25 protein-coding genes and 1 pseudogene are annotated in these 24,949 nt (G+C 70.7%); 13 read left to right on the top strand and 13 right to left on the bottom strand.

Annotated elements, in window-relative coordinates:
• Window positions 1-158: 158 nt before the first annotated feature.
• Window positions 159-1,916 carry a DUF262 domain-containing protein gene (locus tag EDD93_RS16160; RefSeq protein ID WP_123525806.1) on the top strand — a complete coding sequence of 586 codons (1,758 nt, stop codon included), beginning with the start codon at window positions 159-161 and terminating at the stop codon, window positions 1,914-1,916.
• Window positions 1,917-2,181: 265 nt separating this feature from the next.
• Window positions 2,182-2,972 (top strand): IS5 family transposase gene (locus tag EDD93_RS16150; protein WP_398905073.1). Its coding sequence is split into 2 segments (ribosomal slippage): window positions 2,182-2,481 and window positions 2,484-2,972, totalling 789 coding nucleotides; the frame shifts between segments, so codons are not numbered across the junction.
• Window positions 2,973-3,344: 372 nt separating this feature from the next.
• Here EDD93_RS16150 and EDD93_RS39595 read toward each other — a convergent pair.
• The 3 genes from EDD93_RS39595 to EDD93_RS16135 form a co-directional block, all read right to left on the bottom strand.
• Window positions 3,345-3,557, bottom strand: a complete 213-nt coding sequence (locus EDD93_RS39595; protein WP_185092334.1) for a hypothetical protein — start codon at window positions 3,555-3,557, stop codon at window positions 3,345-3,347.
• A gap of 408 nt (window positions 3,558-3,965) precedes the next feature.
• Entirely contained in the window at window positions 3,966-5,090 is a 1,125-nt protein-coding gene (locus EDD93_RS16140; protein ID WP_260255749.1) for a tetratricopeptide repeat protein, read from the bottom strand.
• Window positions 5,087-6,328 (bottom strand): 26S protease regulatory subunit, encoded by a 1,242-nt coding sequence (locus EDD93_RS16135; RefSeq protein ID WP_123525803.1) that lies wholly within the window; start codon window positions 6,326-6,328, stop codon window positions 5,087-5,089. Before EDD93_RS16135 ends, EDD93_RS16140 begins: the two co-directional genes overlap by 4 nt.
• Before the next feature lie 425 nt (window positions 6,329-6,753).
• Here EDD93_RS16135 and EDD93_RS16130 point away from each other — a divergent pair, with 425 nt between their 5' ends.
• On the top strand, window positions 6,754-7,581 hold the full coding sequence (locus EDD93_RS16130; RefSeq protein WP_123527804.1) for an alpha/beta fold hydrolase: 828 nt from the start codon (window positions 6,754-6,756) through the stop codon (window positions 7,579-7,581).
• On the opposite strand, the gene EDD93_RS16125 is transcribed toward EDD93_RS16130, so the two are convergent.
• The 3 genes from EDD93_RS16125 to EDD93_RS16115 form a co-directional block, all read right to left on the bottom strand.
• On the bottom strand, window positions 7,571-8,191 hold the full coding sequence (locus tag EDD93_RS16125; RefSeq protein ID WP_123527803.1) for a dihydrofolate reductase family protein: 621 nt from the start codon (window positions 8,189-8,191) through the stop codon (window positions 7,571-7,573). The genes EDD93_RS16130 and EDD93_RS16125 overlap by 11 nt on opposite strands.
• A gap of 132 nt (window positions 8,192-8,323) precedes the next feature.
• Window positions 8,324-8,707, bottom strand: coding sequence for a hypothetical protein (locus EDD93_RS16120; protein WP_148083868.1), 384 nt, complete (start codon window positions 8,705-8,707; stop codon window positions 8,324-8,326).
• A 190-nt stretch (window positions 8,708-8,897) separates the two neighbouring features.
• Entirely contained in the window at window positions 8,898-9,545 is a 648-nt protein-coding gene (locus EDD93_RS16115; RefSeq protein WP_123525801.1) for a TetR family transcriptional regulator, read from the bottom strand.
• A gap of 61 nt (window positions 9,546-9,606) precedes the next feature.
• Here EDD93_RS16115 and EDD93_RS16110 point away from each other — a divergent pair, with 61 nt between their 5' ends.
• Window positions 9,607-10,671, top strand: a complete 1,065-nt coding sequence (locus EDD93_RS16110) for an oxidoreductase (protein ID WP_123525800.1) — start codon at window positions 9,607-9,609, stop codon at window positions 10,669-10,671.
• A 100-nt stretch (window positions 10,672-10,771) separates the two neighbouring features.
• Window positions 10,772-11,518: a DUF1838 family protein gene (locus EDD93_RS16105; RefSeq protein WP_123525799.1), complete on the top strand. Its 747-nt coding sequence runs from the start codon at window positions 10,772-10,774 to the stop codon at window positions 11,516-11,518.
• On the opposite strand, the gene EDD93_RS16100 is transcribed toward EDD93_RS16105, so the two are convergent.
• The gene (locus EDD93_RS16100) at window positions 11,502-12,020 is read right to left on the bottom strand and encodes a GNAT family N-acetyltransferase (RefSeq protein ID WP_123525798.1); all 519 of its coding nucleotides are present in this window, start codon (window positions 12,018-12,020) and stop codon (window positions 11,502-11,504) included. The genes EDD93_RS16105 and EDD93_RS16100 overlap by 17 nt on opposite strands.
• Here EDD93_RS16100 and EDD93_RS16095 point away from each other — a divergent pair.
• Together EDD93_RS16095 and EDD93_RS16090 are read left to right on the top strand one after the other, a co-directional pair.
• Window positions 12,019-13,923: a serine/threonine-protein kinase gene (locus EDD93_RS16095; protein ID WP_123525797.1), complete on the top strand. Its 1,905-nt coding sequence runs from the start codon at window positions 12,019-12,021 to the stop codon at window positions 13,921-13,923. The two genes, EDD93_RS16100 and EDD93_RS16095, sit on opposite strands and share 2 nt — an antisense overlap.
• 50 nt (window positions 13,924-13,973) lie before the next feature.
• Window positions 13,974-14,237, top strand: a complete 264-nt coding sequence (locus EDD93_RS16090) for a hypothetical protein (RefSeq protein WP_123525796.1) — start codon at window positions 13,974-13,976, stop codon at window positions 14,235-14,237.
• Between the two features lie 110 nt (window positions 14,238-14,347).
• Here the strand turns inward: EDD93_RS16090 and EDD93_RS16085 are convergent, their stop codons facing one another.
• Window positions 14,348-15,277 carry an acetamidase/formamidase family protein gene (locus EDD93_RS16085; protein ID WP_123525795.1) on the bottom strand — a complete coding sequence of 310 codons (930 nt, stop codon included), beginning with the start codon at window positions 15,275-15,277 and terminating at the stop codon, window positions 14,348-14,350.
• A 346-nt stretch (window positions 15,278-15,623) separates the two neighbouring features.
• On the opposite strand from EDD93_RS16085, the gene EDD93_RS16080 reads away from it, so the two are divergent.
• The 3 genes and pseudogenes from EDD93_RS16080 (at window position 15,624) to EDD93_RS16070 (ending at window position 17,191) form a co-directional block, all read left to right on the top strand.
• Window positions 15,624-15,971 carry a hypothetical protein gene (locus EDD93_RS16080; RefSeq protein WP_123525794.1) on the top strand — a complete coding sequence of 116 codons (348 nt, stop codon included), beginning with the start codon at window positions 15,624-15,626 and terminating at the stop codon, window positions 15,969-15,971.
• Between the two features lie 83 nt (window positions 15,972-16,054).
• Window positions 16,055-16,516, top strand: a pseudogene (locus EDD93_RS16075) (GNAT family N-acetyltransferase); the annotation flags it as partial.
• 96 nt (window positions 16,517-16,612) lie between these two features.
• Window positions 16,613-17,191 (top strand): NADPH-dependent FMN reductase, encoded by a 579-nt coding sequence (locus EDD93_RS16070; protein ID WP_123527802.1) that lies wholly within the window; start codon window positions 16,613-16,615, stop codon window positions 17,189-17,191.
• Between the two features lie 11 nt (window positions 17,192-17,202).
• On the opposite strand, the gene EDD93_RS16065 is transcribed toward EDD93_RS16070, so the two are convergent.
• Entirely contained in the window at window positions 17,203-17,793 is a 591-nt protein-coding gene (locus tag EDD93_RS16065) for a helix-turn-helix domain-containing protein (RefSeq protein WP_123525793.1), read from the bottom strand.
• Window positions 17,794-17,883: 90 nt separating this feature from the next.
• Here EDD93_RS16065 and def point away from each other — a divergent pair, with 90 nt between their 5' ends.
• Window positions 17,884-18,543 (top strand): peptide deformylase, encoded by a 660-nt coding sequence (gene def / locus EDD93_RS16060; RefSeq protein WP_123525792.1) that lies wholly within the window; start codon window positions 17,884-17,886, stop codon window positions 18,541-18,543.
• 183 nt (window positions 18,544-18,726) lie between these two features.
• Here def and EDD93_RS16050 read toward each other — a convergent pair whose 3' ends face one another.
• Window positions 18,727-19,305: a TetR/AcrR family transcriptional regulator gene (locus EDD93_RS16050; RefSeq protein ID WP_123525790.1), complete on the bottom strand. Its 579-nt coding sequence runs from the start codon at window positions 19,303-19,305 to the stop codon at window positions 18,727-18,729.
• Window positions 19,302-20,813, bottom strand: coding sequence for an MFS transporter (locus EDD93_RS16045; protein ID WP_123525789.1), 1,512 nt, complete (start codon window positions 20,811-20,813; stop codon window positions 19,302-19,304). Before EDD93_RS16045 ends, EDD93_RS16050 begins: the two co-directional genes overlap by 4 nt.
• Window positions 20,814-20,997: 184 nt before the next feature.
• On the opposite strand from EDD93_RS16045, the gene EDD93_RS16040 reads away from it, so the two are divergent.
• Window positions 20,998-21,300: a hypothetical protein gene (locus tag EDD93_RS16040; RefSeq protein WP_123527801.1), complete on the top strand. Its 303-nt coding sequence runs from the start codon at window positions 20,998-21,000 to the stop codon at window positions 21,298-21,300.
• A 119-nt stretch (window positions 21,301-21,419) separates the two neighbouring features.
• On the opposite strand, the gene EDD93_RS16035 is transcribed toward EDD93_RS16040, so the two are convergent.
• Window positions 21,420-22,802 carry a DUF445 domain-containing protein gene (locus EDD93_RS16035; protein WP_123525788.1) on the bottom strand — a complete coding sequence of 461 codons (1,383 nt, stop codon included), beginning with the start codon at window positions 22,800-22,802 and terminating at the stop codon, window positions 21,420-21,422.
• A 144-nt stretch (window positions 22,803-22,946) separates the two neighbouring features.
• Between EDD93_RS16035 and EDD93_RS16030 the strand changes: the two genes are divergently transcribed.
• A complete protein-coding gene (locus EDD93_RS16030) occupies window positions 22,947-24,191 on the top strand; it encodes an SGNH/GDSL hydrolase family protein (protein WP_123525787.1) in 1,245 nt (414 codons plus the stop codon).
• A gap of 60 nt (window positions 24,192-24,251) precedes the next feature.
• Here the strand turns inward: EDD93_RS16030 and EDD93_RS16025 are convergent, their stop codons facing one another.
• A complete protein-coding gene (locus EDD93_RS16025; RefSeq protein ID WP_123525786.1) occupies window positions 24,252-24,935 on the bottom strand; it encodes a DUF1707 domain-containing protein in 684 nt (227 codons plus the stop codon).
• Window positions 24,936-24,949: the final 14 nt, after the last annotated feature.

The raw sequence follows: 24,949 nt of genomic DNA, 5'->3' as shown, positions 1-24,949 counted from the left end.
CCCTCTATCATGGAAACGTTTCTTCACAAATGGGATTTCTATAGACGAATCTGTACAGTCACCTCGTTCCTGTTGCCCACGGACTGGCCTCTTGTCGACTCCCCTTGCACACGAGAGCTATCGTCAGACGGTCATCACTCGTTACCTAGGGAGCCTTCATGGCCATTATCAAGCAGGCAGCTCGGCAGACTCTGGGACAACTCATCGGCGCGAACAACCCTGCCGTAACGGTGCCTGATGACAGCCAGAGGCAGTACGCGTGGACCAAGAAAGAAGTAGACGTCTACTGGGCGGATATCAAGAAGTTTAAAACTGCGCGTGATAGCGGAAGAGATTCAGCTTCCGAGTACTTCATAGGACCAATCGTGACGATCACCGACAAAAAAGTGAGCACGAGATCCCTTCTTGACGGGCAGCAACGTCTAACGACTTCCACAATCCTTATTGCCGCGATTCGTGACGCATTGTGGAACATGGGATCCACAGAGGGAACTTCGACTGCAAATAACTTGCATCGCGACTACATTGCGCGGAAGGCCGGACGCCGCGAGCCGATGGAGTATTTCCTCGTCCTTTCACTATTTGATCGTGACTTTTTTCGCGACTACATACAGGACTGGAATGAGTCCACAGGTAGGTGCCCTGGGATCGAACGCCCCACGCGCCCCTCGCACAAACTGATTAGCGAAGCCTACTCAAATTTCTCAAGCAAGATATCGATGGAACTCTCCTCCTATTCTGATGACGAGGAGCGGCTCGATTGGCTTGACGGTCTACGCGAATGCCTAATAAATGGCCTAGTCTTTGTGGAAATCCAAACCCCTACCTCCAGTGACGCCAACGAGGTCTTCGAAACGATTAATTCGCGTGGGAAAGATCTTTCCACAGTCGATCTGGTACGCAATTTCTTGATGGAGAAAAGTAGGAGCGAAGCAGAGAAGCAGCGAGTCAATGACGCATGGCGCATAATCCTAGACGGTTTCGAAAAGCGCGAAGAAATCGAAAGGTTCTTGCGTCACTTCTGGGTCTCCAGGCATGGGGACGTGAAATCTCATAGCCTGTATTCAACTATCAGGCAGACCCTGAGTGACGATTTCAACAAAATCCCGCAGATCTACGGCGTCGGCGCCTTTGCCGCCGAGCTTGAAGCCGCTTCTACTCGCTACATAGATCTCATCAATTGCAGCACTGGCAACAACGAATTCGACGCCTCACTCTCTGAGATTAAGAGCCTGAGCGCAGATGCCCTTTACCCTCTCTTGCTTGCCGCATCAGAGAAAACGAATTATGCAGAATTGCAGGACCTCATAGAGGCTTCGATAAGCTACTATGTGCGCTGGACAGTTGTGGGACGCCGTGAATCCACTCTCCTCGAGGAGAAAATATTTGGCGCCGCGAAGAGTATGTCAACGAGTGCACGAATGGACTTCACTCTTCGCCAAATATGTGACTGGATTCCAGACGATGAAGTCTTCCATGCCGACTTCACAGAAGCTTCCACCCCGAAAACCTCGCAATCGCGATACCTCCTCGGAAAAATCGAGGAGGCCCTGCGCGTCCGTGCCGGCGTCGACGAAGTCGTTGTAGCCAACTCATCCGTGGTGCACGTAGAGCACATATACCCACAGAAGCCGTCTCTCGAAACTCGGCTAGACGAGCATGATGCATGGGTAAACCGGATCGGAAATTTGACTCTCTTGAATGGGAAGAAAAACCAGTCGATATCAAACCTTTCCTATTCGCATAAATCTTCCATATACGAAGAATCCATGTTGCTCGTAGCATCAACGACAGGAACATCTCGAATATGGGACGTCGAAAAGGATTGGTGGCGAGTCGAAGGAATCGCCGAGAGGCAAAGGGACCTGGCGGACCTGGCGTTGTCTATTTGGCCTAGCGGGAAGCAGTGGAGTTGAGAGAGCGAGCCCTTTCCATCTTGATCAGGTAGCGAGTTCGAGAGTGACGATGCCATGTTCGCCGAGGCTGCTTATCTTGGCGTGATCGCCGTTGTGACGCCGACGCCATCCGTGCAGCCTCTTACCTCGGAATGGGACGCGGACTGCCTGGCCTGCGCCCTGATACGCCTTAGAGCTCGTAACACGATCTTGCTGAAGTGCGCTGGTGGGGCGTAACCGGTGTGACGATTCGGCCGTTCGTGAGGGTGTGGGTACTCGACCGTGGATCGTGGACGATGAGTTGTGGGCGTTGATCGAGCCGTTGCTGCCGCCATGGCCGGATCGTTCGCCGGGACCGCGGCCGGTGTCGGACCGACTCTGCCTGCAAGGCATCCTGTTCGTCCTCTACAGCGACATAGCCTGGCAACTGCTGCCGCTGGAGCTGGGGTTCGGCTCGGGACAGACATGCTGGCGGCGGCTGGACCGATGGCAGAAGGCAGGAGTTTTCGACCGGCTGCACCGTGTCCTGCTCGCCGAACTGAACGCGGCCGGCGAGCTCGACTGGTCGCGGGCGTGCGTGGATGGTTCCCACGTCCGCGCGAAAAAGGGGGACCCGACACCGGTCCGTCGCCGGTCGACCGGCGGAAGACGGGCAGCAAGCACCACCTGATCTGCGACGGACGCGGCACCCCGCTCAAAGTCATCACGACCGCGGCCAACGTCAACGACGTCACCCAGACCCTCGCCCTGGTCGACGGCATCCCACCCGTCGCGGGTCGCCCCGGCCGGCCCCGCCGACGCCCCGACGCCCTGCTCGGCGACAAGGGCTACGACTCCAACGCACACCGCGACGAGCTGCGTCAGCGCCGGATCCTACCCGTCATCTCCCGCAAGGGATCACCCAACATCAAGGGCATCGGCAAGCTCCGCTACGTCGTCGAGCAGACCTTCGCCCTGCTCCACCACTTCAAACGCCTCGCAGTCCGCTGGGAACGCCGCACCGAACTCCACGACGCCTTCATCTCGCTCGCCTGCAGCCTCATCTGCTGGAGACGACTCAAGAAGGCCCGATCATGATCGTGTTACGAGCTCTTAGCCTCGATCTTTCGTGACGGCCCGTCGGATTATCCGGCGGGCCGTTTCAGCGTCGCGGCTGGCTGCGGGTGCGTTGAGGGCCGGGCTGTCGCGTCGGGTGGGCGCCGGGTTCCACGATTTCCGGTGGGGTGATCAGGTTTGTTGGGACGGGTGACGCTGCTGGTCAGCCGGGGTTCGGGAGAGCCGAGTCGCTGGACCGCGTTGGTGTGCCGGGTGGAACCTCGGGAAGGCGGTGGCGGACGCTCGCGGGCACCGCGTCAAGTCCGTCTCGTACGTGGACGCGAGTGAGCTGCGGCGTTCCGTGCTCCACACCTCCAACTGGAAGGTGTGCACGCAGCACCCGTCCGCCGGCAGCTACAGCACCTCCACCAAGCTCTCGTTCAAGATCGTGGAGGCGAACGAGTCGTGTGCGCACCCTCCGCGCGCCGCCTCCAGCAGTGCGTCCAGCAGCGGCGGTTCGTCCTCGTCCGGCGGCAGCAGCAGCAGCAGTAACGGCGGCAGCTCCAGCTCGGGCGGGAGTACGGCGTCGGGCGGCGGTGGCTCCACCACGACGCAGGTGTGCAGCATTCGGTCCAACGCCGGTAATTGCTACCGCGCCGGGCAGTTCTGCAGGAATGCCGATGTCGGGGCGACGACCACCGACGCGGCCGGACGGAAGATCACGTGCGGCTATCAGTCAAGCGCGAACCGGTGGCATTACTGAGGGGCCAAAAGGCCCTAGTAGTGCGATGCCGTAGTAGTACGCGGCGACCGTAGCCGCGCGCACAACGGCTACGCCGACCAGTGCGCAGCCGAGCGCTCCGGCCGAGCCGGCGATCGCCGCCGAGGCCAACCGTGGCGCTCGCTTGGCGCGTTGAACTTCGTCGTGGTACTCGCTGTCGTCGTCCCAGTCTGGTCAGTCATGATCCCCCGTTGAGGATCCACAGCCGGACGGGATTCTCGGCGCGCCCCCCCCGATTCGCCCTTCGCCCCGGCTCAAGCGTTCTTCGGCCGGTCGAACCACATCGTCGCCAGGGCCGGCGCCAGGCCCGCCCAGAAGAGTACGAGGGGGATCGTGCGGTCCGTCCAGGGGATCTGGGTGATCAGGAGCGCGCAGAGCATGGCCCACGCCGCCTGGCCGAGGACGATGCGGGACCAGGGGAGGCGGCGGATGAGGGAGTGCAGGTTGACCCTGATGCCGGCGCGCAGGCGGCGGTAGCGCAGCAGGGCGCCCAGGGCCCAGATGGCTGCCATCGGAACGAGGTCCCACAGGCGCTGGCCCAGGGGCAGTGGCAGGTGGCGCTGGGTGTCGCCGTCCGTCGCGAAGAGGTCGATGCCGGTGGCGGCGAGGGCCAGGCAGAGCAGGGCGAGCCAGCGGAGGCCGCGCAGGAGGCGGTAGGAGGCGGCGTCCAGTCCGCGCTGCATCGGGGCGGAGTCCGGGGTGGAGGCCAGCGCGTCGGCGTACAGGGTGGCCGCTTCCGCCGCCTTGACGCCGGGGGCGGTCGCGGCGCTCTTCGTCCGGCGGGCCAGGGCCTGTTCGTGCTGCGGGTCCAGGCGGAGGATGGCCTCGTCCATCCGGGCGGCGACGACGCCGTCGGCGGACATGTCGGCTATGAGCCATGCCACTTCGTAGGCGTACACCTGCTCGGGGCCCAGCCTGATGGCTTCCTGGGCTATGAGGTCGGCCTCCCGCAGTGCGGCGTCGTGGTCCTCGCGCCGGACCTCGTTGCCGTTGGTGCGTGCGGAGCTGATGATTCTGATGCGCCACAGCCAGTCGGCGAGCCGGGCGTACGTGTACCAGTAGTCGGGGGCCAGGCGGATCGCCTCGCGCAGCACGCCCTCGGTCTCCGGGAAGCGGCCGTTCACCCGCAGGGCGCTCGCGTACATGAGGAGCGCGCCGATGTCCTCGGCGTTCAGGGCCAGTGCCCGCTCGGTCGCCTCCAGGGCCTCGGGGGCGTTCGGGCTGTCCCCGAGGTGGCTGCGGGCGAGTTCGACCCAGGCCCGGATGTCGTCGGGGTCCTCCGCGAGCCGCTGGGCCAGCAGTTCCCTGGCCTCCTCGTACCGCTTGAGGTCGATGAGCAGGTCGGCCCGCTCCACCGAGGGGTGCAGGGTCGTCGTCACAGCTTGCGCCTCTTCTTCAGGTACGTCACCAGGTCGTCGTACATGCCGCCCTCGTTGGCGAACATCGCCACGTTCCGGGCGGAGGAGAACCACGGTTCGGCGGACGGCACGACCTCGTTCGCGGCGGCCAGCAGGTCCTTCATGCCGATCATCCGTACGGTTTTGGTGCGCACCGAGTCCAGCAGCGCGCGCTCCGCCGCCGCCTCGCAGACGTGGGCCAGGTCCGCGCCGGAGAGTCCCTCGGTGATCTTGACCAGCTTGCCGAGTCCGACGTTCTCGATGGGCCGGTCCCGCAGGTGGTAGCGGAGGATCGCCTCGCGGGCGGGCCCGTCGGGCGGCAGGACGAGGATCGTCCGGTCCAGGCGGCCGGGGCGGCGCAGGGCGTTGTCCACGTCCCAGGGCACGTTGGTGGCGGCGAGTACGAACACGCCTTCGTTCGCCGCCGAGTCGATGCCGTCCAACTCGCTGAGCAGTTGGTTGACGACGTTCCGCATGCCGCTGTGGCCGGTGCGGCTGCGCTTGGCGCCGAGGGCGTCCAGCTCGTCCAGGAAGACGACGCAGGGTGCCTGCCGGCGAGCGGTCTCGAAGACCTCGTGCATGTTGCGTTCGGAGTTGCCGATCCACATGTCGAGGACGTCGTTCACGGACACCGACAGGAACGCGGCGCCGAGTTCACCCGCCACCGCCCGCGCGATGAACGTCTTGCCGCAGCCGGGCGGGCCGTACAGGAGCAGGCCGCCGCGCAGGCTCTTGCCGTACAGCTTGCGCAGTTCGGGGTTGCGCAGCGGGGCGAGGAAGGCGGCGTCCAGGCGGTCCTTCACGTCCTGCATGCCGCCGACGTCGGCCAGCCGTACGGTGCCGGGATCCTCCACGTCCCACGCGTCCGCGCCCGCGGGGTCGTCCAGTCCGTCCGCGCGGACCGGCGCCTCGACGAACCTCGGCGGGACGGCGTCCCCGACCTGGTCCTCGGCGGCCTTCCAGTCGAACCCGGCGCGCGGGCGCGGGGGTTGGGCCGGAGCCGGGGGCGGCGCACCCATCGCCCGAGCCATCAGGTCCCGGGCCTGGGCGTCGCCCGGCGCGTGCTGAAGCGCCACGGCCGCCTCGGTCACGGCCTCGTCCGAGCGGTCCGCGTCCAGCAGGAGCTGGGCCAGGTGGAGCCGCAGGGGTACGTCGGCGGGCGCGGCCGCGACCGCGGCGCGCAGGCTCTGTATGAGAGGGGGTCGTCCGGCATGATCCACAGCCTAGTGCTGCCGTACGACGCCCTCAGGCGGTGTCCTCGGTGGGTAGTCCGGTGGTCTCAGGCGCGGCCGCCGCGCTGCGCATGCCGCCCCGGCGGCCGGCCCGCGAAACCTGCTGGCCCCTCCCCCGGCGCGCCTGCTCTACTGTTCGGGCTCGGGCCGGTGGGGTCCACGAGGACGAGTCGGTTCTCGCGGTCATGGATCTCCCGTCCGTGAACCCCGGCTTCGCCGCCGATCCGTTTCCCGTACAGGCCGAATGGCATGCCCGTGAGCGTGAGCAACTCGACCGTTCCGCTGCCGCCGTCCGTCGCGGACTCGCCGCACTGAACGGCCCGCAGGCCCGCAGACCTGAGGACGTGGGGCCCGGCGACTGCACGGCGACGGCGCGGCACGAACCCCTGCCCCCCCATGCCCTGGAGGCCCGTATGTCCTGGTCCGAACGCACGGTGATCCGGGACGGTGTCCGGCTGGTCTGCCGGGACTGGGGCGGACCGGGCCGGCCCGCCATCCTGCTGCACGGGCTGGCGGGCCACGCCGGTGAATGGGACGCGGTGGCCCGGTCCCTGAGCCCCGCGCTCCGGATCGTCGCGGTCGACCAGCGCGGGCACGGCGCCGCCGAGCGTCGTCCGCAGGATGTGTCCCGCGCCGCCTACGTGTCCGATGTCGTCGCCGTGGCCGATCAGCTCGGCCTGCGACGGCCCGTCCTCATCGGCCAGTCCCTGGGCGCCCACACCGCCATGCTCACCGCCGCCGCCCACCCCGGGCACGTGGGCGCACTCGTCCTCGTCGAGGCGGGCCCGGCTGTCGCGGACCCGAACACGCCGTCCAAGATCGGCAGTTGGCTGGACTCCTGGCCGACGCCGTTCGCCTCGCGCGAAGCCGCCGTCAGCTTCTTCGGCGGCGGACCGCTCGGCGAGGGCTGGGCCGGCGGGCTGGAGGAACGCGGTGGCGGCTGGTGGCCCCGGTTCGACCGGGACGTGATGGTCGGCGCGATCTCGGAGAACGCCCGGCGCCACTTCTGGGGCGAGTGGGACGCCGTTGCCTGCCCGGCCCTGCTCGTCCTGGGCCAGACCGGTTTCGTCCCGCCCCAGGAGGTCGAGGAGATGCTGCGCCGGCGCCCCGCCACCGAGGCCGTCGGCCTCCCCGGGACCGGCCACGACCTGCACCTGGAGCGTCCCGCGACGCTGTGCGGCCTCATCTCCGGGTTCCTGGCGGAATCGGCTGAGGAGCGGGGTCGGCCCCTCAGTCCGTGACCGAGATGATCATGGTGGTGGTGGCACAGTCGTACGTCAGGAACAACGCCCCGCTGTCCAGGACCCTGTGATCCGTGAGCGTCCACGCGTTCGGGTCGAACGTGGCCCTGTCGGAGAAGAGCGGGATGCCGGCGCCGAACGTCAGCGGGCTCAGCTTGACGATCAGCGTGTCGATCTCGGAGTACAGGGCGCCCGCGAGCTCACCGCCGCCGACCAGCCAGATGTCCTTGCCCGCCTCCCGTTTCAGCCCCCTGACCCGCGCCACCGGGTCGTCCGCCACGACCTCCACGGCGGGGTCGGGGCTCTCGCCGAGCGTGCGGGAGAACACGAGGTGCCGCAGATGCGGATAGGCGTCGGTCACCCCTGCCCGGAGGCCGGTCTCGTAGGACCTGCGCCCTTCCAGAACGGTGTCGAAGCGGGTGCCGGGAGCCGAGACGGACAGCGCGGTACGGGCCGGGCCGGGCAGGGTTTCCGGGTACTCGGCGATGATGTGCCCGATGTAGTCGTCCGGGAGCGGCCAGAACCCGTCCGGGCCGGTGAGGTCGGCGCCGTCCGGGCCGGCGATGAAACCGTCCAGGGTTGAGCCGATGCAGTACACGAGCTTGCGCACGGAGCCCCCTTCGTCCACGGCGGCCGCCACGGGACGGGCGGACCTGCGAGGTCATGGTCAGGCAGGCCCACCCGCCACGCAACGGGAATCGCGGCTTCCGTGCGCACCCGCGTCGCGGGACGCGGGACGCCGTCAGCAGTGCGGGAGGCCGGGTGCCGGGTCCACGCTGGTGAAGACGCGGGACGCCGGGATGTAGCCGTAACTCCCGTGGTCGTCACCGTTGGTGTAGTACCAGACGGTGTTGCCGCCGCTGTGCTTCTCGCCGCGCACGTAGCACTTGAACCAGCTGTACGTGGAACGCAGCGTGTCGACCTGGTTGATCCGGTTGCCGCAGGTGGACGACGGCTCGAAGCAGGGGTGGTTCATCAGTGCGGTCGGGGCGTAGTTGCCGCAGTTCATTCCCGAACTGCCCCCGGAGCAGCCGGCGGCGTGGGCCGCCGGGGATCCGAGTACGAGTGTGCCGGCGATCAGCGCGGAGCCGGCGACGAGCCGGCCGAGGTTCTTGAGCGTGAGCATGGTGTCCCCCATGTGCTCGGGTCGGTCAGTGACTCGTCCACCCTGGGGCCGCCGCCGCGCCCTCGGCCCGTGTTTCGACGAGCGTGCAATAAGAGCGGTGGATTCCGGACAGGGCTGCACAGGGATGGACAGGGCGGGCAGGGGCGACGGGAGCGGACAGCAGTGGCCAGGAGTGGACAGGAGTGGTCGTTCAGGACTCCTGTCGTCCTCGCGCGCCGTCCAGCGCCGGGTTGATCACCGCGAACGCCCGGTCGATGAGGTCGGCCGGGTCCTCCGCGCCGTCGCTCGCGCTCCACCGGTGCAGTACGGCATCGAAGGCGTTCAGTGCCATTCCCGCGGCCAGCCTCGGATAGAGGTCGGACTCCGCCTCCGGCCACGGACGCCGGGCCAGCTCCTCCGCCAGGTCGTCCCGCCACTGCGCCTGGCGCTCCAGGAAGCGGGCGAGCAGGGCGGGGGTGCGCAGGATCAGCTGCACGACGCGCAGCGCCCTGTCCGATTCGGAGTGGCCGGAGCAGACAGCGAGCGGGACTCGGACGGCGTGCAGCAGCGCGACGGAGGGCGGTTCCCCGGCGGGGCGCGCCGCGAGCTCCGCGCGGATGCCGGTGCCCATGTCGGCCAGGAACCGGACGACGACGTCCTCCTTGGACGCGAAGTACCGGAAGAACGTCCGCTTGGACACGCCCGCAGCGCTCACGATCTCGTCGATCGTGACCGCTTCGAACCCCTTCGACGCCATCAACTGCAGCGCTGCTTCGGTCAGTTCGTCGGAGACCAGCTGACGCTTGCGCTGGGCCATCGTCACTTCGGGGCGGTTGCTCACCCACTCAGGGTACTTCATGCCCCCAATGGCACTCAGTAGCGTCTTGACACCGAGTGCCATCAGAGGCAGCCTGTGCCGCATGACACAGCGGCAGGAGCGGGACCAGCAGCCCGAGCGGAACCAGCAGGAGCAGAAGAAGCAGGACGGGCAGAGGCAGGACGAGCAGGAGCGGGACGGGCACGGGCAGGACGGGCAGGACGGGCACGGGCAGGGGCGGCGGACGCGTTGGGCCTCCGGGCAGATGCCGGACCAGACCGGGCGGGTCTTCGTCGTCACCGGTGCCAACAGCGGGCTCGGCCTGGCCACCACCCGCGCGGTCGCACGCCGGGGAGCGCACGTGATCCTCGCCGTCCGCGACGAGGACAAGGGCCGCCGGGCAGCCGCCGCGATCACCGCCGAGCACCCGGGCGCGAGCCTGGAAGTGCAACGCCTCGACCTCGCCGACCTCGACTCGGTGCGCACCTTCGCCGGTGCGGTGCGCGCCGTTCACCCGCGGCTGGACGTGCTCGTCAACAACGCCGGTGTGATGGCACCGCCCCGGTCGCTGAGCCCGCAGGGCCACGAGCTGCAGTTCGCGTCCAACCATCTCGGCCACTTCGCGCTGACCGGGCTGCTCCTCGATCTGCTGACTCCGGGCACCGACCCCGTCGTCGTCACGGTGAGTTCGGCCAACCACCGCAAGGCGCGGCTCTTCTTCGACGACATCACGGGCGAGCGCCGCTACTCACCGATGGGGTACTACAACCAGTCGAAGCTCGCCAACGCGGTCTTCGGCCACGTGCTCCACCGCCGGCTGAGCGAAGCCGGCAGCCCGGTCCGCAGCGTGCTCGCCCACCCCGGCTACGCCGCGACCGGCCTCCAGACGGACGGGCCCGTCGGCATGGTGAAGCTGCTGTTCGGCCACCTCCTCACCCCTCTCGCCCAGAACCCGGACCGGGGCGCGCTGCCGCAGTTGTACGCGGCGACGGAACCGGGCGTGCGGAGCGGCGAGTTCATCGGGCCGGACGGCATGGCGGAGCTGCGGGGCGGTCCGACGCGGGTGGAGCTCTCCGCCGGAGCGGCCGACGCCGCGACCGGCCGGCGGCTGTGGGAACTCTCGGAGCAGGCGACGGGCGTGCGGTACGTGTTCCCCACGCCTGCGTGACGCAGCTGGGCCCGAGTCGCCTCACGCGGGCGTGGCCGCTTCGGGCCCCTCCGGGGTGTTTCCCGCCCGGCGCGGGCCCTGACCGCGCAGAGTAGTGCGTATGACGACACCCGCGGAGCTGCTCCGCTCCTTCGCCCGCACCCGCGCCTCGCTCGACGGCGAGGAGGTCACGTACTGGTGGTCCGGCGACGTGTACGCCTGGTCCCCCGACGAGCCCTACCAGCGCGTCTTCGGCTTCGAGGGGCTCAACGTCTCCCGGCTGGTCCAGGATGCCGAGGCCGGGCCGGACGCCTACCAACTGCTCACCCGTGAGGCCGCCTTCTACCTCGACCCCGCGAGCCGCGAGATCCTGGAGACCTGGCAGGACCAGCCCGTGGTGCACGTCTGGAACGACCCGGCGAACCAGAAGTGGCGCCCCTTCCCGATCCCGACGACCGAACTCGGCGGGCAGGTCTGCTTCAGCCTGGAGATCCCGCTCGCCTACCCCTCACCGCTGCCGGTGGCCCAGTACCCCGTGCACTCGGCCGGTGACACGTACAAGGCCCTGGAGCTCTTCCAGTTCTTCGCCGACCGGGCCGACCTGGCCGGCCCGGCGCCCAGTGTCCCGGCCACCATGTCGTGGACCCGGATGTCCCCGTGGCTCCCGTGGATGGCACGCGGTCAGCGGCCGGGCGGGCTCACCTTCCACTGCCGGGGCCGCAAGCTCGGCTCGTACGACGAGGTCCCCGAGCGCACCCGGGCCTACATCGCCGCCCACCAGCCGGAGTTCGCCCGCGCCCCGGAGAAGTGGAGCGAGCCGAACGAGACCAGCTGGACGTACTTCCGCAAGCTCAACCCGCCGGAGTAGCCGCCGGCCCGGCCCCGGACCCGGACCGGGGTTCGAAGCCGGCCTTGACCGCCACCCGGCAGGACGCGTGGTTGGCGCTCGCGTGCTCCAGCTCGACGCGGTGGAAGCCGCACTCGTACAGCGCCCAGCGGGTGGCCACCATGGCCGCCCGGGGACACAGGCCCCGGCCGCGCGCCGACGGGACGATCCAGTAGGCGAGTTCGGCCGTGCCGCCCTGGAGGTCGAAGGACTTCAGGGCGACCCTGCCCAGCAGCGCGTCGCTCTGCGCGTCGGCCAACGCCCAGTGGGCGCCCTTCCCGGCGGGCCGTTCAGGGTGGGCCGGCCGGTCACGGCCAGTGCGCCGGCGGGTATCGCGGGAGCAACCAGGTACGGCATGAGGCGAATTGTCACAGACGGGGTCCGGCCGCACCGGGCCGGCCGGGAAGCTCCGGCGCCACCCGGCCCGGATTTGGATAAGGTGCCGTTTCGACAGCAGCGCTCTGCGGGGGAGATACGAGTTCATGAGCGGTCAGCAGCCAAGCGGGGGCAGCGCCTCCCAGGTCTTTCAGCCACTATCCGCCGACGACCCGGCCACCATCGCCGGATACCGGCTGGCCGCCAAGCTCGGTGCGGGCGGCATGGGCAAGGTGTACCTGTCGTACACGCCCGGCGGGCGGCCCGTGGCCATCAAGGTGATCCGGCCGGAGTTCGGTGAGGACCCCGAGTTCCGGCGGCGGTTCGCCCAGGAGGTGCAGTCCGCGCAGCGCGTGCAGGGGCTGTTCACCGCGCCGGTCATCGACGCGGACACCAAGGGCGCGCAGCCGTGGCTGGCCACCGCCTATGTGCCCGGACCCTCGCTCGCCGACGCGGTCGTCGCGCACGGGGCGCTGCCGGTCGAGGCCGTCCTGCTGCTGATCGCGGGCATGGCCGAGGCACTGCACGTCATCCACGGCGCGGGCATCGTGCACCGCGACCTCAAGCCGTCCAACGTGCTGCTCGCCGCGGACGGCCCCCGCGTCATCGACTTCGGCATCGCGTACGCGGCCGACGCGACCTCGCTCACCGGCAGCGGCGTCACCATCGGCACCCCGTCGTTCATGGCACCGGAGCAGGCCGCCGGGCGCCGGGTCACCCCGGCCACCGACATCTTCGCCCTCGGCCAGGTCGCGGCGTTCGCGGCGGCGGGGGCGCCCGCCTTCGGGGAGGGGACCTCGCACGGGGTGCTCTACCGCATCGTCCACGAGGAGCCCGACCTCAGCCGCGTTCCGGAACGGCTGATGGAGCTGGTCAGCCGGTGCCTGGCCAAGGACCCGGAGGCCCGGCCGTCGGTCGCCGAGGTGATCGAGCTCTGCCAGACCGCGAACGCGGAGACGGTGCTGCGCCGCCCCGAGGACTGGCTGCCGAGCCCGGTCGCCGCCGACATCACCGTACGAGCGGCGGCCCCGGCCCCCGCCCAGACCCCGCCGCCTCCGACCACCGCCCCGACCGCGGCTCCCGGCCCGGCCGCGTACTCACCGACCACTCCGGCGGCACCGAGCACCCCGCCTCCGGGCTTCGGCCCGGCTCCGACCCCGCCGCCCGGCCAGTACGCCGACACGTCCCAGACCGGCTACCCCCTCCAGGCACCGCACGCGCAGCCGACCCAGCCCGCCCACCCCGGCCGGCAGTACCCCTCGGGTCCTCAGCCGCAGGTCCAGCACCAGAACCCGGCCCACACGTCGGGCCAGTTCCCCGTCCAGGCGCAGACCCACCCCGGGCACGTGCCGCCCCCGGGGCAGCAGACCCACCTCACTCCCACGCCCCCGAAGCGCCGTGGCGGCCGCATCGCCGCCATCGCCATCGCCGCCGCGCTGGTCTTCGCCATCGCGGGCGCCGGAGCCGCGTACTACGTGCTCAAGGACGACGGGAAGGAGACGCAGAACAACGCCTCCCCGACGAACAGCACCTCCCCCAAGGCCGAGACCTCGCCGGACGCCGCCGATACGCCGTCGGCCGATGACAAGGGCGGCGAGCCCGCTGCCGAGCCGACCCCGCAGGCCGACCCGGAACCCGCCGAGTACAAGTCCATCAATCTCACCGAGGGCTACCACCTGACGCTCGGCGACGAGGACCTCCGGCCGCAGGACGGCGAGGACCAGGGGTACGAACTGTCCTACGACAGCGGCGGTTACCTCGACGCGGAGAGCGAAGGGGGGAAGCTGGTCCTGCTCGATCCGGGACAGGCGGGCTCGCTGGCCGCCTGCCGCGCGGAGACCCGGTTCGCGCAGAACATCCCCGTGGAAAAGCTCTCCAAGGGGCGCCAGGTCTGCATCACCACGGGCACGGGCCACATGGGCCTGCTGACGTACCAGGGCCACTCGTCCGAGGACTCACCCAGCACGTACATGACGGTGGACGTGACCGTCTGGCGCAACGCGACGGGCTGAACGGCCGGGCCCGGATCGGGGTGCGGCGGATACGGGGAGTGCAAGAGGAAATGACCGCGGTCGAACGCCTGTGGGCGGGCCACGGCCTTCCCGTCGCGGATGCACTCCACGACGCCGAGGGGCGCTCCGACGGTGTCGCCCTCGACGTCACCGCGCCGAGCGGCTTCTCGGTGCTCTCCCCGTTCGACCGGATCCGGGTGTCGGGGCGCGTCGCTGCGTTCCACTCGACCGCGGAGTTCGACATCACGGCCGACGTCGGCGATCCCCGGACTCCGGTTCGCGAAGTACGTCCCCGTGGACCCGTACGTACATGACGGTGGACGTGGCCCTCCGGCGCAACGCGGGCCGCTGAGGCGGAAGCCGCGCGGGTGAGGGGCGACAGGGCGGATGCTCCCTCTCACACCCTCACCCGCGGTGCCGGCCGCTACCCCCGCGCCCCGCCCAACAACTCCCGCTCCACATGGGCCGACACGACCCAGTTCGGCGCGTCCACGATCTCGGAGATCTTCAGGTCGGCCGCCACGCTCGCCAGCAGATAGGCGTCCTCCGGGACGAGGCCCGTCCGGGCCGAGATCTCGTCGATCAGCGCGCGCACCGCGTCCTTCGCCGCCGCCATCAGATCCGGCCCGATGCCCGTCGTGGCCAGGGCCGCGCCGGTCCTGGCGCTCACCGGGTCCGTCTCGATCACCGGGGTGCGGGGCGCCGCGCCCTTGCGGACGTCCACCCGCAGCCGCACCGTCGCCGCCGTCTCCACGCCCGTACCGCAGACCTCGCCGTCGCCCATCGCGGCGTGCGCGTCGCCCGCCGAGAGCAGGGCGCCCGCCACCCCGACGGGCAGGATGAGCCGGGCGCCGGGGCCGATGTGGCGGATGTCCATGTTGCCGCCCCAGCGGCGGGGCGGGATGACCGAGTGCGGTCCCGGTTCGGGCGGGGCCACGCCGATCGTCCCGATCATCGGCACCACCGGGATGCGCAGTCCGGGCAGCAGTTCGGCGTATCCACCGGTGATCGTCGAGACGCGCAGGTACGGGTCCGGGAAGTCGTCCGTGAGGAGCCCGAACCCGGGCAGGCAGGCCGTCCAGCCCCACTCCCCGACCTGTACGTCGAGGATGTCGACGACCAGCGCGTCACCGGGCTCGGCCCCGGTCACGTACAGGGGACCGGTGACGGGATTGAGGGTGCCGAAGTCCAGCTCGGCGAGGTCTGCGGCGGTCGACGCGGCGGTCAGCTGACCGCCACCCGCGTCCTGGAACTCCAGGACCGCCTCGTCGCCGGGGGCGAGCGTGGCGACGGGCTTGACCGTCCGGTCCCAGGCGTGGTGCACCTGTCCGCGGTGGATGCTGAAATCACTCATGAACGGCGGGGCCTCCAGGTCGGATTCGGTGTGGCGTGCGCGGTTGCCGCAGCTCCGCCGATCCTGACGCGGCCGTGCGGGTTGCACAACACGGCCGGGCCCACGGGCTGCCGGTCGGAACGCGTGACCCAGATGGCCGTCGGCGAACCGATTCGGCGGTTCCCGTTCGGGTGAGCCGTACAGCGACCGAGTGAATCAGCGGCCCGGCGGGGCCGGTGCCGGGACAGACTCGGGGCGGAACGATCTTGCTTCGTTCCGCCCCGGCCGCGAAACGGCCCGAACGGCCCGAACAACCCGAGCGGCTCGAACGAACCGCACGGCGAACCCCACAAGGAGTGCTCCCACCATGCGACTTCGTACCACTGCGGCAGCCGCCCTCGGCGCCCTCGCGCTCGTCGTCAGCCTCCCCGGCTCCGCCAGCGCGGCCGAAGGCGAGTTCGCCTACACGTACACCACCCCGCTCGGGCACCGGCAGGCGGTCGCCCTGCTCGCGCCGCCCAGCCGGGACTGCGTCACCCTGCCCGGAGTCGCGGACCCGGACACCTCGGGCCCCGCCGACAAGCCCTGGAACAACACCGATGCGACCGCGACGGTCTTCACCGGCCCGGACTGCACCGGCGACCACTACACCCTGCGCCCCAACGGGGGCAACGCCTCCAGCCGGCTCAAGCTCCGGTCGGTCGTCTTCAGCTGATCCGGCTCCGGGCGGTACGGGGACGGGGGCGGTGCGGCCGATATCCGCAGGTGCTGGGCCGGCCGCGCAGGTAGGTTGCGGGGATGTCCTCGTCACCCCGTCTCACCAGCGTCACCTCGGACAACGTCGAGGAAGCCTGCGCCCTGCGGGTCCGCCCCGACCAGGACGGGCTCGTGAAGCCGGTCGCCTGGTCGCTCGCCCAGGCCTACGCCTCGCCCGAGACCGCGTGGCCCCGGCTGATCGTGGACGGCGAGCGGATCGTGGGCTTCGTGATGGCCTTCCTCGACGTGCGCTTCCACCCCGGGCAGCCCGGCGACCGGCCCCGCTCCGGGCTCTGGCGGCTGAACATCGACGCCGGTCAACAGGCCCGGGGCTACGGGCGTTTCGCGGTGGAGGCCGTCAACGACGAGCTGCGGCGCCGCGGACAGACACGTACGACCGTCACGTACGTGCCCGGCGCGCACGGGCCCGAGGAGTTCTACCGGAAGCTGGGATTCCGGACGACCGGTGAGCTGAGCGGCGACCAGGTGGTCGCCGAACTGGAGCAGGAGCCACTCCCGGCCCCGGCTCGGTGTCGTCAGTCCGGGACCGGCCCGCGCAGGTACGGGAATGAGCGGCCGGGTCCGGCCGGTTGTGCGGGCATGCCGACGCCACGTGTGATCCTTCTGCTGTCCGGAAGCCTGCGGTCCGGTTCCTCCAACGAGACGGTGCTGCGCACCGCGCGGGCCGTGACGCCCACAGGGGTGCGGACCGTGCTCCACGAGGGGCCCGCCGCCCTTCCGCACTTCAACCCCGATGACGACGTCGAGCCGCTGCCGGAGCCGGTGGCCCGGCTGCGCGCGGCGATCGACGCGGCCGACGCCCTGCTGATCTGCACCCCGGAGTACGCGGGGACCCTACCGGGGGCGTTCAAGAACCTCCTCGACTGGACGGTGGGCGGTACCGAGATCTGCGACAAGCCGGTCGCCTGGGTCAGCGCGGCCGCGCCGGGTCGCGGCCTGGGCGCGGAGGCGACGCTGCGCACCGTGCTCGGCTACACGGGCGCCGCCGTCGTCGTGGACGCCTGCGTGCGGGTTCCGGTGGACCGGCAGGCGGTCGGCCCGGACGGGATCATCACGGAGGCGGGCGCGCGGGAGCGGCTCGCGAAGGTGCTCGCGGTGCTGGCGGAATCCGCTTCGGACGCGGACTCGGACACGGGGGCCGGGGCGGGGACCGAGTAGTCCTCAGCCCGTCAGGCCGGCTGCGGGCGGCCCGGGTTGTCGGCCAGCAGGGGAAACAGCCTGGTGACCGCCGCCACGGCCACGGCGTCTGCGGGGCGCGCCCCTGGATGGTCCTCGCGCTCGCGGTAGACCGCCAGCAAGTCCCGTACGGATGCGGCGAATTCTGCCGCCTCGGCGGGGGTGAGGTGGACGACGGCGCTGAAGGACTCGTCCTGCCGCCACTCGGCCGGCGCGCGATCGCGGTGGCTCAGCCAGTGCCGGTAGCTCTCGTCCTCCAGCCCGCGCGCGAGCACGTCGAACTCCGCCACCCCCTCCCGGTCCCGCGGCTCACCCGCGGGCTCCCAGCGCAGCCGCCACGGCCGCACCCGGCCGCCCTTGTGCGGCGCCTCCTCGATGAGGCCGTGCGCGGCGAGTTGGCGCAGATGGAACGAGCAGAGGCCGGAGCTGTGGCCGAGGCGGGCGGCGGCCTCGGTGGACGTCACCGTGCCCACCTCCGCGAGCAGGTCGAGCAAGGCTACGCGGACGGGGTGGTCCGGGAGCGGTTTGCGGGCCCGGTACGGCAGTGGGCCGGTGGACGCCGCTTGACGCTTCTCATCGCTCATTTTGCAAAGAGTGCTACTTTGCAAAGCGTTCGGTCAAACCGGCCGCCCTGCGGCCGACTCCCTTGTGCGCGGAAGGCGTTGATCACCCCCATGGCCGCTCGCTTCGACGACACCTCGCGGGACCGCCGGGTACACGTGCAGGGCGTACCCGTCGACTCCTTCCCACGGTTCGCGCCGGAGACCGAGCGGGGCTCGGTGCGCCGGATCACCGTCGTCGGGGAGGAGGTCCTGCGCCGCCCGTGCCGGGAGGTCACCGAGTTCGGCTCCGCCGAACTCTCGCGGCTGGTCGACGACATGTTCGCCACCAACCAGGTCGCTGAGGGCGCCGGGCTCGCCGCCAACCAGGTCGATGTGGACCTGCGGCTGTTCATGTGGGACATCACGGACGACTGGGGGGTGCGCCATGTCGGGCACATCGCCAATCCGGTCCTGGACGAGGTACCGCCCGGGGAGCGCAGGCTGGTCGAGGAGTCCGAGGGGTGCCTTTCCGTCCCCGGCCCCTACCGGATGGTGGCCCGGCTGGACCGTACGGTCGTACGCGGCCGGGACAAGGACGGCAATCCGCTGGTGATCGAGGGCCGGGGCTACTTCGCCCGCTGCCTCCAGCACGAGACGGACCACCTGCGCGGCCACCTCTATCTGGACCGGCTGGCGCAGCGGGAGCGGAAGACGGCCCTGCGTGAGATGGCCGCCGCCAGGGACGAGACGTTCGCCCGGCGGGCCGCGCTGGCCGCGAAGCTGGGCAAGTGACCGCCCGGCCCGGGGTCCGGGCCGCTCAGCGGGAGTCCTCCGGGTGGTCCTGCATCCAGGTGCTGATGCGGTCGCGGGCGCCGACCAGGTCCTTGACGTGCTTCTCCAGGCCGGCCGTGGAGGTGTCACCGGCCAGCGCGGTGCGGAGCTTCGCCGTCCACTCCAGGGGCTCCTCCGAACCGCTCAGCCCGTGATCAGCTTCTGGAGCGCGGGTGCGTAGAGGTCGGCGATGCGTTCCGGGGTGGCCAGGGCACCGGCTCCCTCGCGGTGCAGGCTGAGGGTGGCGCCGAGGCCGAGCAGGTGTCCGGCCAGGAGCTCGGCGCGCAGGGTCCGGTCCGGGCCGGAGAGCCGGGCGGTCAGGGCGTCGGTGACCTGTTCGTGGAACCGGTCGCGCAGCAGTGAGCGTTCGTCCTGGTTGCCGAGGGAGAACACCACGCGCAGGAGCGGGTCGGACTTGAGCTCGCGGCGCCGGACCACCAGCGTGACGACCATGTGGCGGCCCAGCAGGGCGAGCGGCGCGTCGAACAGTTCGGCGGCGGCCGGGCCGAAGTCGGCCACGGTGTTGAACAGCTCCTCCTTGCGGCCGAAGTGCTTGACCACCAGGGCGGGGCTCACCCCGGCGTCCGCGGCGATCTGGCGGATCGTCACCTCGGCGTACGGGCGCTGCGTGAACGCCCGCCGGGCCGCGCGCAGGATCGCGCCCCTGCCGGTGCCCGCTTCCGCGGACCCGGTGGCCGGTGCGGTGGCCTGGCCGCCGGTCATGCGCCCTCCTGGGTCTGTGCTGTCCGTACACCGCCTTCGCGGATGTCCGGCGCCTTGCGGCTCTCCTTGACCGTACCCGCCCCCGCCTGCCCGTGGCCCGGCAGGAACAGCGTGACGACCAGGGCGGCGAGCGCCGCCCCCGCCGCGATCACGAAGACCAGCTGGTACGCGTGCAGGGTCGGAGCCGTCCGGCCCCCCGCCCGGAAGGTGATGTTGGCCAGGACCGCGGCGACGGTCGCACTGCAGAAGGCCTGGCCGATCGACCGCATGAGGGTGTTGAGCCCGTTGGCCGCCCCGGTCTCGCTGACCGGGACCCCGCGCATCACCAGGGCGGGCAGGGCCGAGTAGGCGATCGCCGTGCCCGAGGCGACGACGGTGGCCCCGGCGACGATCAGCCACAGGCTGTGGCTGGTGAAGTAGCGCACCCCGTACCCGACGGCGATGATCCCGGCCGCCAGCGCGAGACTGACCTTCGGGCCGCGCCTGGCCGATATCCGCGCCGATACGGGCGAGAGCGCCACCATCGCCACACCGCCGGGCAGCAGGCACAGCCCGCTGACGACGAGCGAGGCGCCGAGCCCGTAACCGGTGGCCTTCGGCTCCTGCACCATCTGGGCGGTGACCAGCGAGTTCGCGTAGAACGCGAATCCGATCAGCAGCGCGGCAATGTTGGTGAGCAGTACGGCCGGGCGGGCGGAGACCCTCAGGTCGACCATGGGCGTCGCGACGCGGAGCTCGTACGCGCCCCACAGCAGTGCCACCACGACGGCCGTCACGAGCAGGCCGACCGTCCGGACCGAGCCCCAGCCCCAGTCGGCGCCCTGGGTGACCGCGAGCAGCAGGCAGACCAGCGCGGCGGACAGGCCGAGCGCGCCGACCGCGTCGAAGCGGCCCCGGCTGCGCAGCGGGGATTCCGGTACACAGCGCAGGACCAGCGCGATGTCGATGAGTCCGATCACGCCGGAGACCCAGAACATCGTGTGCCATTCGAAGTTCTCGATGACCACGGCGGCGACCGGCAGCCCGACCGCGGCGCCGATCCCGAGCGTGGAGCTCATCAGCGCGACGGCGGACAGCACGCGCTCGGGCGGGAGCTCGTCGCGCAGGATGCTGATGCCCAGCGGGACGACGGCGATCGCCGCACCCTGCAGGGCGCGCCCGGTGATCAGGACCCCGATGTGCGAGCTGACCGCGCAGAGCACCGAGCCCGCCACCAGCACCGCGAGCGAGGCGACGAGCACCCGCCGCTTGCCGTACATGTCACCGACCCGGCCCAGGACCGGGGTGAAGACCGCGCCGGTGAGGAGCGTGACGGTGACCAGCCAGCTCGCCGCGGCGGGGGTGGCTCCGGTCAGCTGGGGGATGTGCGGGAGCAGCGGGACGACGATCGTCTGCATGACCGCGACCACGACGCCGCAGAACGCCAGCACCCCGACGGCGAAGCGGGGGTGCGGGGCCTGGACTGCGGGGGGCGCGGCGTCGGCTGGGACGGGTATGTCCGCGGGCATGGCTCTCCGTACGGTGCTCGGCGGCAAGGCAGGGGTGTACGTGCGTTCACCCCCGGACTCCTAGGGTAAACGCACGTACACCCCCTCGGCGACGGGTCGCCCGAAAGCCGCGTTAGCCTCGGTTCCGGTATCCGGGCCCGAGAAGCGGTACCGGACGACGGACCCGAAGGTGGAGGTGGCCGCGATGGCGAGGATTCCGGCAACGGCAGTGGCGGCGGGCGGACTGGTCGGCGGGTACGCCGTCGCGCGGTGGACCAGGAAGCGTCCGCTGGGCGGCGTCGCCCTCGCCGCCGCGGGCACCGCTGCGGCGTACGAGTGGAACCGGCGGGCCGGGGCGCGGGCCGCCGCCGGGCTGACCACCGCCTATGTCGCCGCCTTCGCGGGATCGCACCCGCTCGCCAAGCGGATCGGGGCGTGGCCCGCGGTCTTCACCGCGGCGGGGACGGTGGCCGCCGCGTCCTGGGCGGTCACGCGACGCGCGGCCTGACCCCGGGGCGCGGGTGCGCCCGGGGCGCGCCCGGACCGGGCGAGGCGCGGGCGCACCCCCGGGCGCCGTCGGTCCTCAATCGCCGGACGGGCCCGAAATTGCCGGGCCGGCCGCCCGGGTCAGCCTCCCAGCGCCCGCGACACCGTGTAGATCGCCAGTCCGGCCAGCGCGCCCACCACCGTGCCGTTGATGCGGATGAACTGCAGGTCGCGGCCGATGTGGGCCTCGATCTTCTTCGAGGTCTGGTCCGCGTCCCAGCCGGCCACCGTGTCGCTGATCAGCGACGTGATCTCCGTCCGGTACGTCGTCACGACGTACACCGCCGCGTCCTCCAGCCAGCCCTCCAGCTTCGCCTGGAGGCGGCCGTCCGTCGCCAGCCTGGCGCCCAGGGACATCAAGGAGGCGCGGGCGCGCAGGCGCAGTTCGCTCTGCTCGTCCTCGGCCGCCGCGATGACCATCGTGCGGACCGAGGACCAGGCGGACGCGATGACGTCCTGCACCTCACCGCGCCCCAGCACCTCCGACTTCAGCCGCTCCACCCGGGCCCGGGTCTCCGAGTCGGTCTGGAGGTCGGCGGCGAAGTCCGTCAGGAACGTGTCGATCGAGCCGCGCGCCGGGTGCCCCGGCATGTCGCGCATCTCCGTGAGGAAGCGCAGCAGCTCCTTGTAGACCCGCTCCCCCACCCGCTTGTCCACGAACCGGGGCGTCCAGCCCGGCGCACCGCCCTGCACCGCGTCCATCACCGAATCGCCGTGCATCACCAGCCAGTCGTGAGCCCGGACACACACCAGGTCCACCACCCTGCGGTGCCCGCCGTCGGCGACGACCTTCTCCAGCATCTTGCCGAGGCTCGGGCCGACCTCCGCCGCGTTCGCCCGCCGGGTGATCGCCTCACCCACCACGGCCTGCACATCCGAGTCGCGCAGCACGGTCAGCGCACCGCGCAGCGCGGTCGCCAGCTCGGCCGTGACCCGGTCCGCGTGCTCCGGTTCCGCGAGCCACGCCCCGACCTTGCCGCCGATGCCGAGGGAGTGAATCCGCTCCCGTACGACATCGCCCGACAGAAAGTTCTCGCCCACGAAGGAACCGAGAGAGGCCCCGAGCTGGTCCTTCTTCGTGGGAATGATGGCGGTGTGCGGAATCGGCAGGCCGAGCGGACGCTTGAAGAGTGCCGTGACGGCGAACCAGTCGGCCAGCGCACCCACCATGCCCGCCTCGGCGGCCGCGGCGACGAAGCCCGGCCAGCCGCCCACCCCCTCGTTCTTCGCCCAGGTGGCGAGGACGTACACGAGCGCGACCAGCAGAAGGAGGCCCGTGGCCGTGGTCTTCATACGGCGTACGCCGCGACGCTTCTCCTCGTCCGCCGCCGTGTACGCGAACGAGGCCAGGGAGGCGGGGCGGCGGGTCCCCGCGCTCCTGCCGCCCGTGCTCGAAGCCGCGCCTTCGGCCGCCGCCGTACCGGTGTCCCGCTCGCCGGTTCCGGTGCCTTCGATCCGTTCCATCCGCTCCACCCGTCCGCGTACGCATCGTCCCCCGACGCCCCGTACGCATTGTCCTTACCCGACCTACTCCCGGGCCGCACGTTGAGTTCCCCGCGCCCTGCCGCATCATGGAACCGGCCCGCCAACAAAGGAGACACACCGCCCATGCCCAGGCGCCAGGGGTACGCCCTGCTCATAGCTCTCGTGACCGGCACCGCCGCGCTCGCCGCCGTCGTGGCGTTCGCCGGCTCGATGCTGTTCTCCGGGCCCCGGGCGAAGGCCTCCGCGTCCGCCGCACCGCAGAGCACGGCCCGGCCGCCGGCGGCTCCGGCGCACTCCACCGGGCTCTGGCTCGCCACCTGGGCGGCCGCACCCGTCCTCGGAGCCACCGACCCGACCCACGACCAGGACCTGACCCACCGCACCATCCGCAATGTCGTGCACACCAGCGTCGGCGGCAACGCCGCCCGCATCACCCTCTCCAACCTCTTCGGTACGCGTCCGCTGCTGGTCGACGACGTCACCGTCAACACCCGCCCGGTGACGTTCCGGGGCGCCCCGGCCACCACCATCGGCGTGGGCGGGAAGATCGTCAGCGACCCCGTCGTCGTCCCGGTCGCCGCCGACTCCGACCTCGTCGTCACCCTGCGCACCCCCACCGCCCGGGGCCCGATCACCGTGCACCCCAACAGCCACCAGAGCTCCTACGTGGAGACCGCGCAGGGCACCTGGCGCAGCACCGTCTGGCGCTACCTCACGGCCGTGGACGTGCGCAGCACGACCGCCGCCGGGACCGTCGTCGCGCTCGGTGACTCGCTCACCGCCGGCACCGGTTCCACCACCGACGCGAACAGCCGCTGGCCCGACGTCCTGGCCGACCGGATGAACGGCCGGTACGCGGTCGTGAACCAGGGCATCGGCGGCAACCGCATCCTGCACGACGGCATCGGGCCGCGCGCCCTCGACCGCTTCCGGCGCGATGTGCTGGACGTCAGCGGCGCGAAGACCGTCATCATCGCCCTCGGCGTCAACGACGTGCAGGGCTTCCCCCAGCAGACCGACCCGCAGCGGATCACGGACGCCCTGCGCACCATGACGCAGCAGGCCCACGCGCACGGGATGCGGGTCGTCGGCGCCACCCTGATGCCGTACGACGGCTACCGCAGCTGGACCCCCGCGCAGGACGCCGTACGCAACCGGGTCAACGAGACGATCCGGGCCGGCGGGGTCTTCGACCAGGTCCTGGACTTCGACCGCGAGATGCGCGACCCGGTCCACCCGTACCGGCTCAACCCCGCCTACGACTGCGGTGACCATCTCCACCTGAACGACGCGGGCTACCAGCGCCTGGGCTCCCTGGTGAACCCGGCCGACCTGGTACGCGTCCGGCCGTCGTCCGACGCGCTCTGAGGAACGGCGGGGCGGCGGGACAGCGGGGCGGCGACAGCGGGAGAGGGCGCGGGGCGGGGGCTACCGGTCGCCCGCCCCGGTCCCCCCGTCGCCCTTCTCCAGCCGGCCGCGTGAGCGCTCCGCGTCCCGCAGCCGCTGCTTCTCCGCCCTGCTCCGCTTGCGCTCCACGCCGACGCCGCCCATCAGCGCGAAGCCGGTGATCCGCACCCGGGGAGAGTCCGGGGCCGGGACGCCCTCATCCTTCGTGCTCTCCCCGAAGCCGCCCATGACTCCGATGCCCCGGACCTCGACGTTCAGGTCCGGCGGAACCGTCACCTGCATACCGCCCATGATTGTGAAGCAGCGGATGACCACCTCACGGTCCTCGAAGTTCGCCTCGCGCAGATCGATCTCACCGCCGCCCCACATCGCGAAGGCGGTGAACTTCCGGCCGACGGTCCAGTTGCCCCGGCGGCGGAACCCGCCCCAGAACGCGAAGGCACCGCCCGACGTCGCGGGCTTGCCCACCCGGTCCGACCAGCGCGCCATCGAACCGGTCAGGACCTGCCCCGCGGGCGCCACCGGCGCCACCGCCGCGCCGACGGCCGGGAGGTCGCGGACGATCGGCTCCAACTCCCCGTGCGTACGGGCCTTGTAGGCCGCTTCGAGGCGCTGCTCGAACTCCTCCATCTCCAGCCGGCCCTCGGCCACCGCCTCGCGCAGAATCTCGGCGATACGCTCACGCTCGGCGTCGGAGGCACGCATGTCCGGAAGTTCGC

Source organism: Streptomyces sp. 840.1 (assembly GCF_003751445.1).
Taxonomy (GTDB): Bacteria; Actinomycetota; Actinomycetes; order Streptomycetales; family Streptomycetaceae; genus Streptomyces.
The sequence above is the reverse complement of the archived record's forward strand: the minus strand, read 5'-3'. Positions and strand labels throughout refer to the sequence as shown.

Bases quoted from the DNA above. Each gene is read 5' to 3' on its own strand.
- EDD93_RS16160 (WP_123525806.1), top strand. From the start codon at position 159: ATGGCCATTATCAAGCAGGCAGCTCGGCAGACTCTGGGACAACTCATC.
- EDD93_RS39595 (WP_185092334.1), bottom strand. From the start codon at position 3,557: ATGCTGCACACCTGCGTCGTGGTGGAGCCACCGCCGCCCGACGCCGTA.
- EDD93_RS16130 (WP_123527804.1), top strand. From the start codon at position 6,754: ATGTCCTGGTCCGAACGCACGGTGATCCGGGACGGTGTCCGGCTGGTC.
- EDD93_RS16120 (WP_148083868.1), bottom strand. From the start codon at position 8,707: ATGCTCACGCTCAAGAACCTCGGCCGGCTCGTCGCCGGCTCCGCGCTG.
- EDD93_RS16115 (WP_123525801.1), bottom strand. From the start codon at position 9,545: ATGAAGTACCCTGAGTGGGTGAGCAACCGCCCCGAAGTGACGATGGCC.
- EDD93_RS16110 (WP_123525800.1), top strand. From the start codon at position 9,607: ATGACACAGCGGCAGGAGCGGGACCAGCAGCCCGAGCGGAACCAGCAG.
- EDD93_RS16105 (WP_123525799.1), top strand. From the start codon at position 10,772: ATGACGACACCCGCGGAGCTGCTCCGCTCCTTCGCCCGCACCCGCGCC.
- EDD93_RS16095 (WP_123525797.1), top strand. From the start codon at position 12,019: ATGAGCGGTCAGCAGCCAAGCGGGGGCAGCGCCTCCCAGGTCTTTCAG.
- EDD93_RS16100 (WP_123525798.1), bottom strand. From the start codon at position 12,020: ATGAACTCGTATCTCCCCCGCAGAGCGCTGCTGTCGAAACGGCACCTT.
- EDD93_RS16090 (WP_123525796.1), top strand. From the start codon at position 13,974: ATGACCGCGGTCGAACGCCTGTGGGCGGGCCACGGCCTTCCCGTCGCG.
- EDD93_RS16085 (WP_123525795.1), bottom strand. From the start codon at position 15,277: ATGAGTGATTTCAGCATCCACCGCGGACAGGTGCACCACGCCTGGGAC.
- EDD93_RS16080 (WP_123525794.1), top strand. From the start codon at position 15,624: ATGCGACTTCGTACCACTGCGGCAGCCGCCCTCGGCGCCCTCGCGCTC.
- EDD93_RS16070 (WP_123527802.1), top strand. From the start codon at position 16,613: ATGCCGACGCCACGTGTGATCCTTCTGCTGTCCGGAAGCCTGCGGTCC.
- EDD93_RS16065 (WP_123525793.1), bottom strand. From the start codon at position 17,793: ATGAGCGATGAGAAGCGTCAAGCGGCGTCCACCGGCCCACTGCCGTAC.
- def (WP_123525792.1), top strand. From the start codon at position 17,884: ATGGCCGCTCGCTTCGACGACACCTCGCGGGACCGCCGGGTACACGTG.
- EDD93_RS16050 (WP_123525790.1), bottom strand. From the start codon at position 19,305: ATGACCGGCGGCCAGGCCACCGCACCGGCCACCGGGTCCGCGGAAGCG.
- EDD93_RS16045 (WP_123525789.1), bottom strand. From the start codon at position 20,813: ATGCCCGCGGACATACCCGTCCCAGCCGACGCCGCGCCCCCCGCAGTC.
- EDD93_RS16040 (WP_123527801.1), top strand. From the start codon at position 20,998: ATGGCGAGGATTCCGGCAACGGCAGTGGCGGCGGGCGGACTGGTCGGC.
- EDD93_RS16035 (WP_123525788.1), bottom strand. From the start codon at position 22,802: ATGGAACGGATCGAAGGCACCGGAACCGGCGAGCGGGACACCGGTACG.
- EDD93_RS16030 (WP_123525787.1), top strand. From the start codon at position 22,947: ATGCCCAGGCGCCAGGGGTACGCCCTGCTCATAGCTCTCGTGACCGGC.
- EDD93_RS16025 (WP_123525786.1), bottom strand. From the start codon at position 24,935: ATGCGTGCCTCCGACGCCGAGCGTGAGCGTATCGCCGAGATTCTGCGC.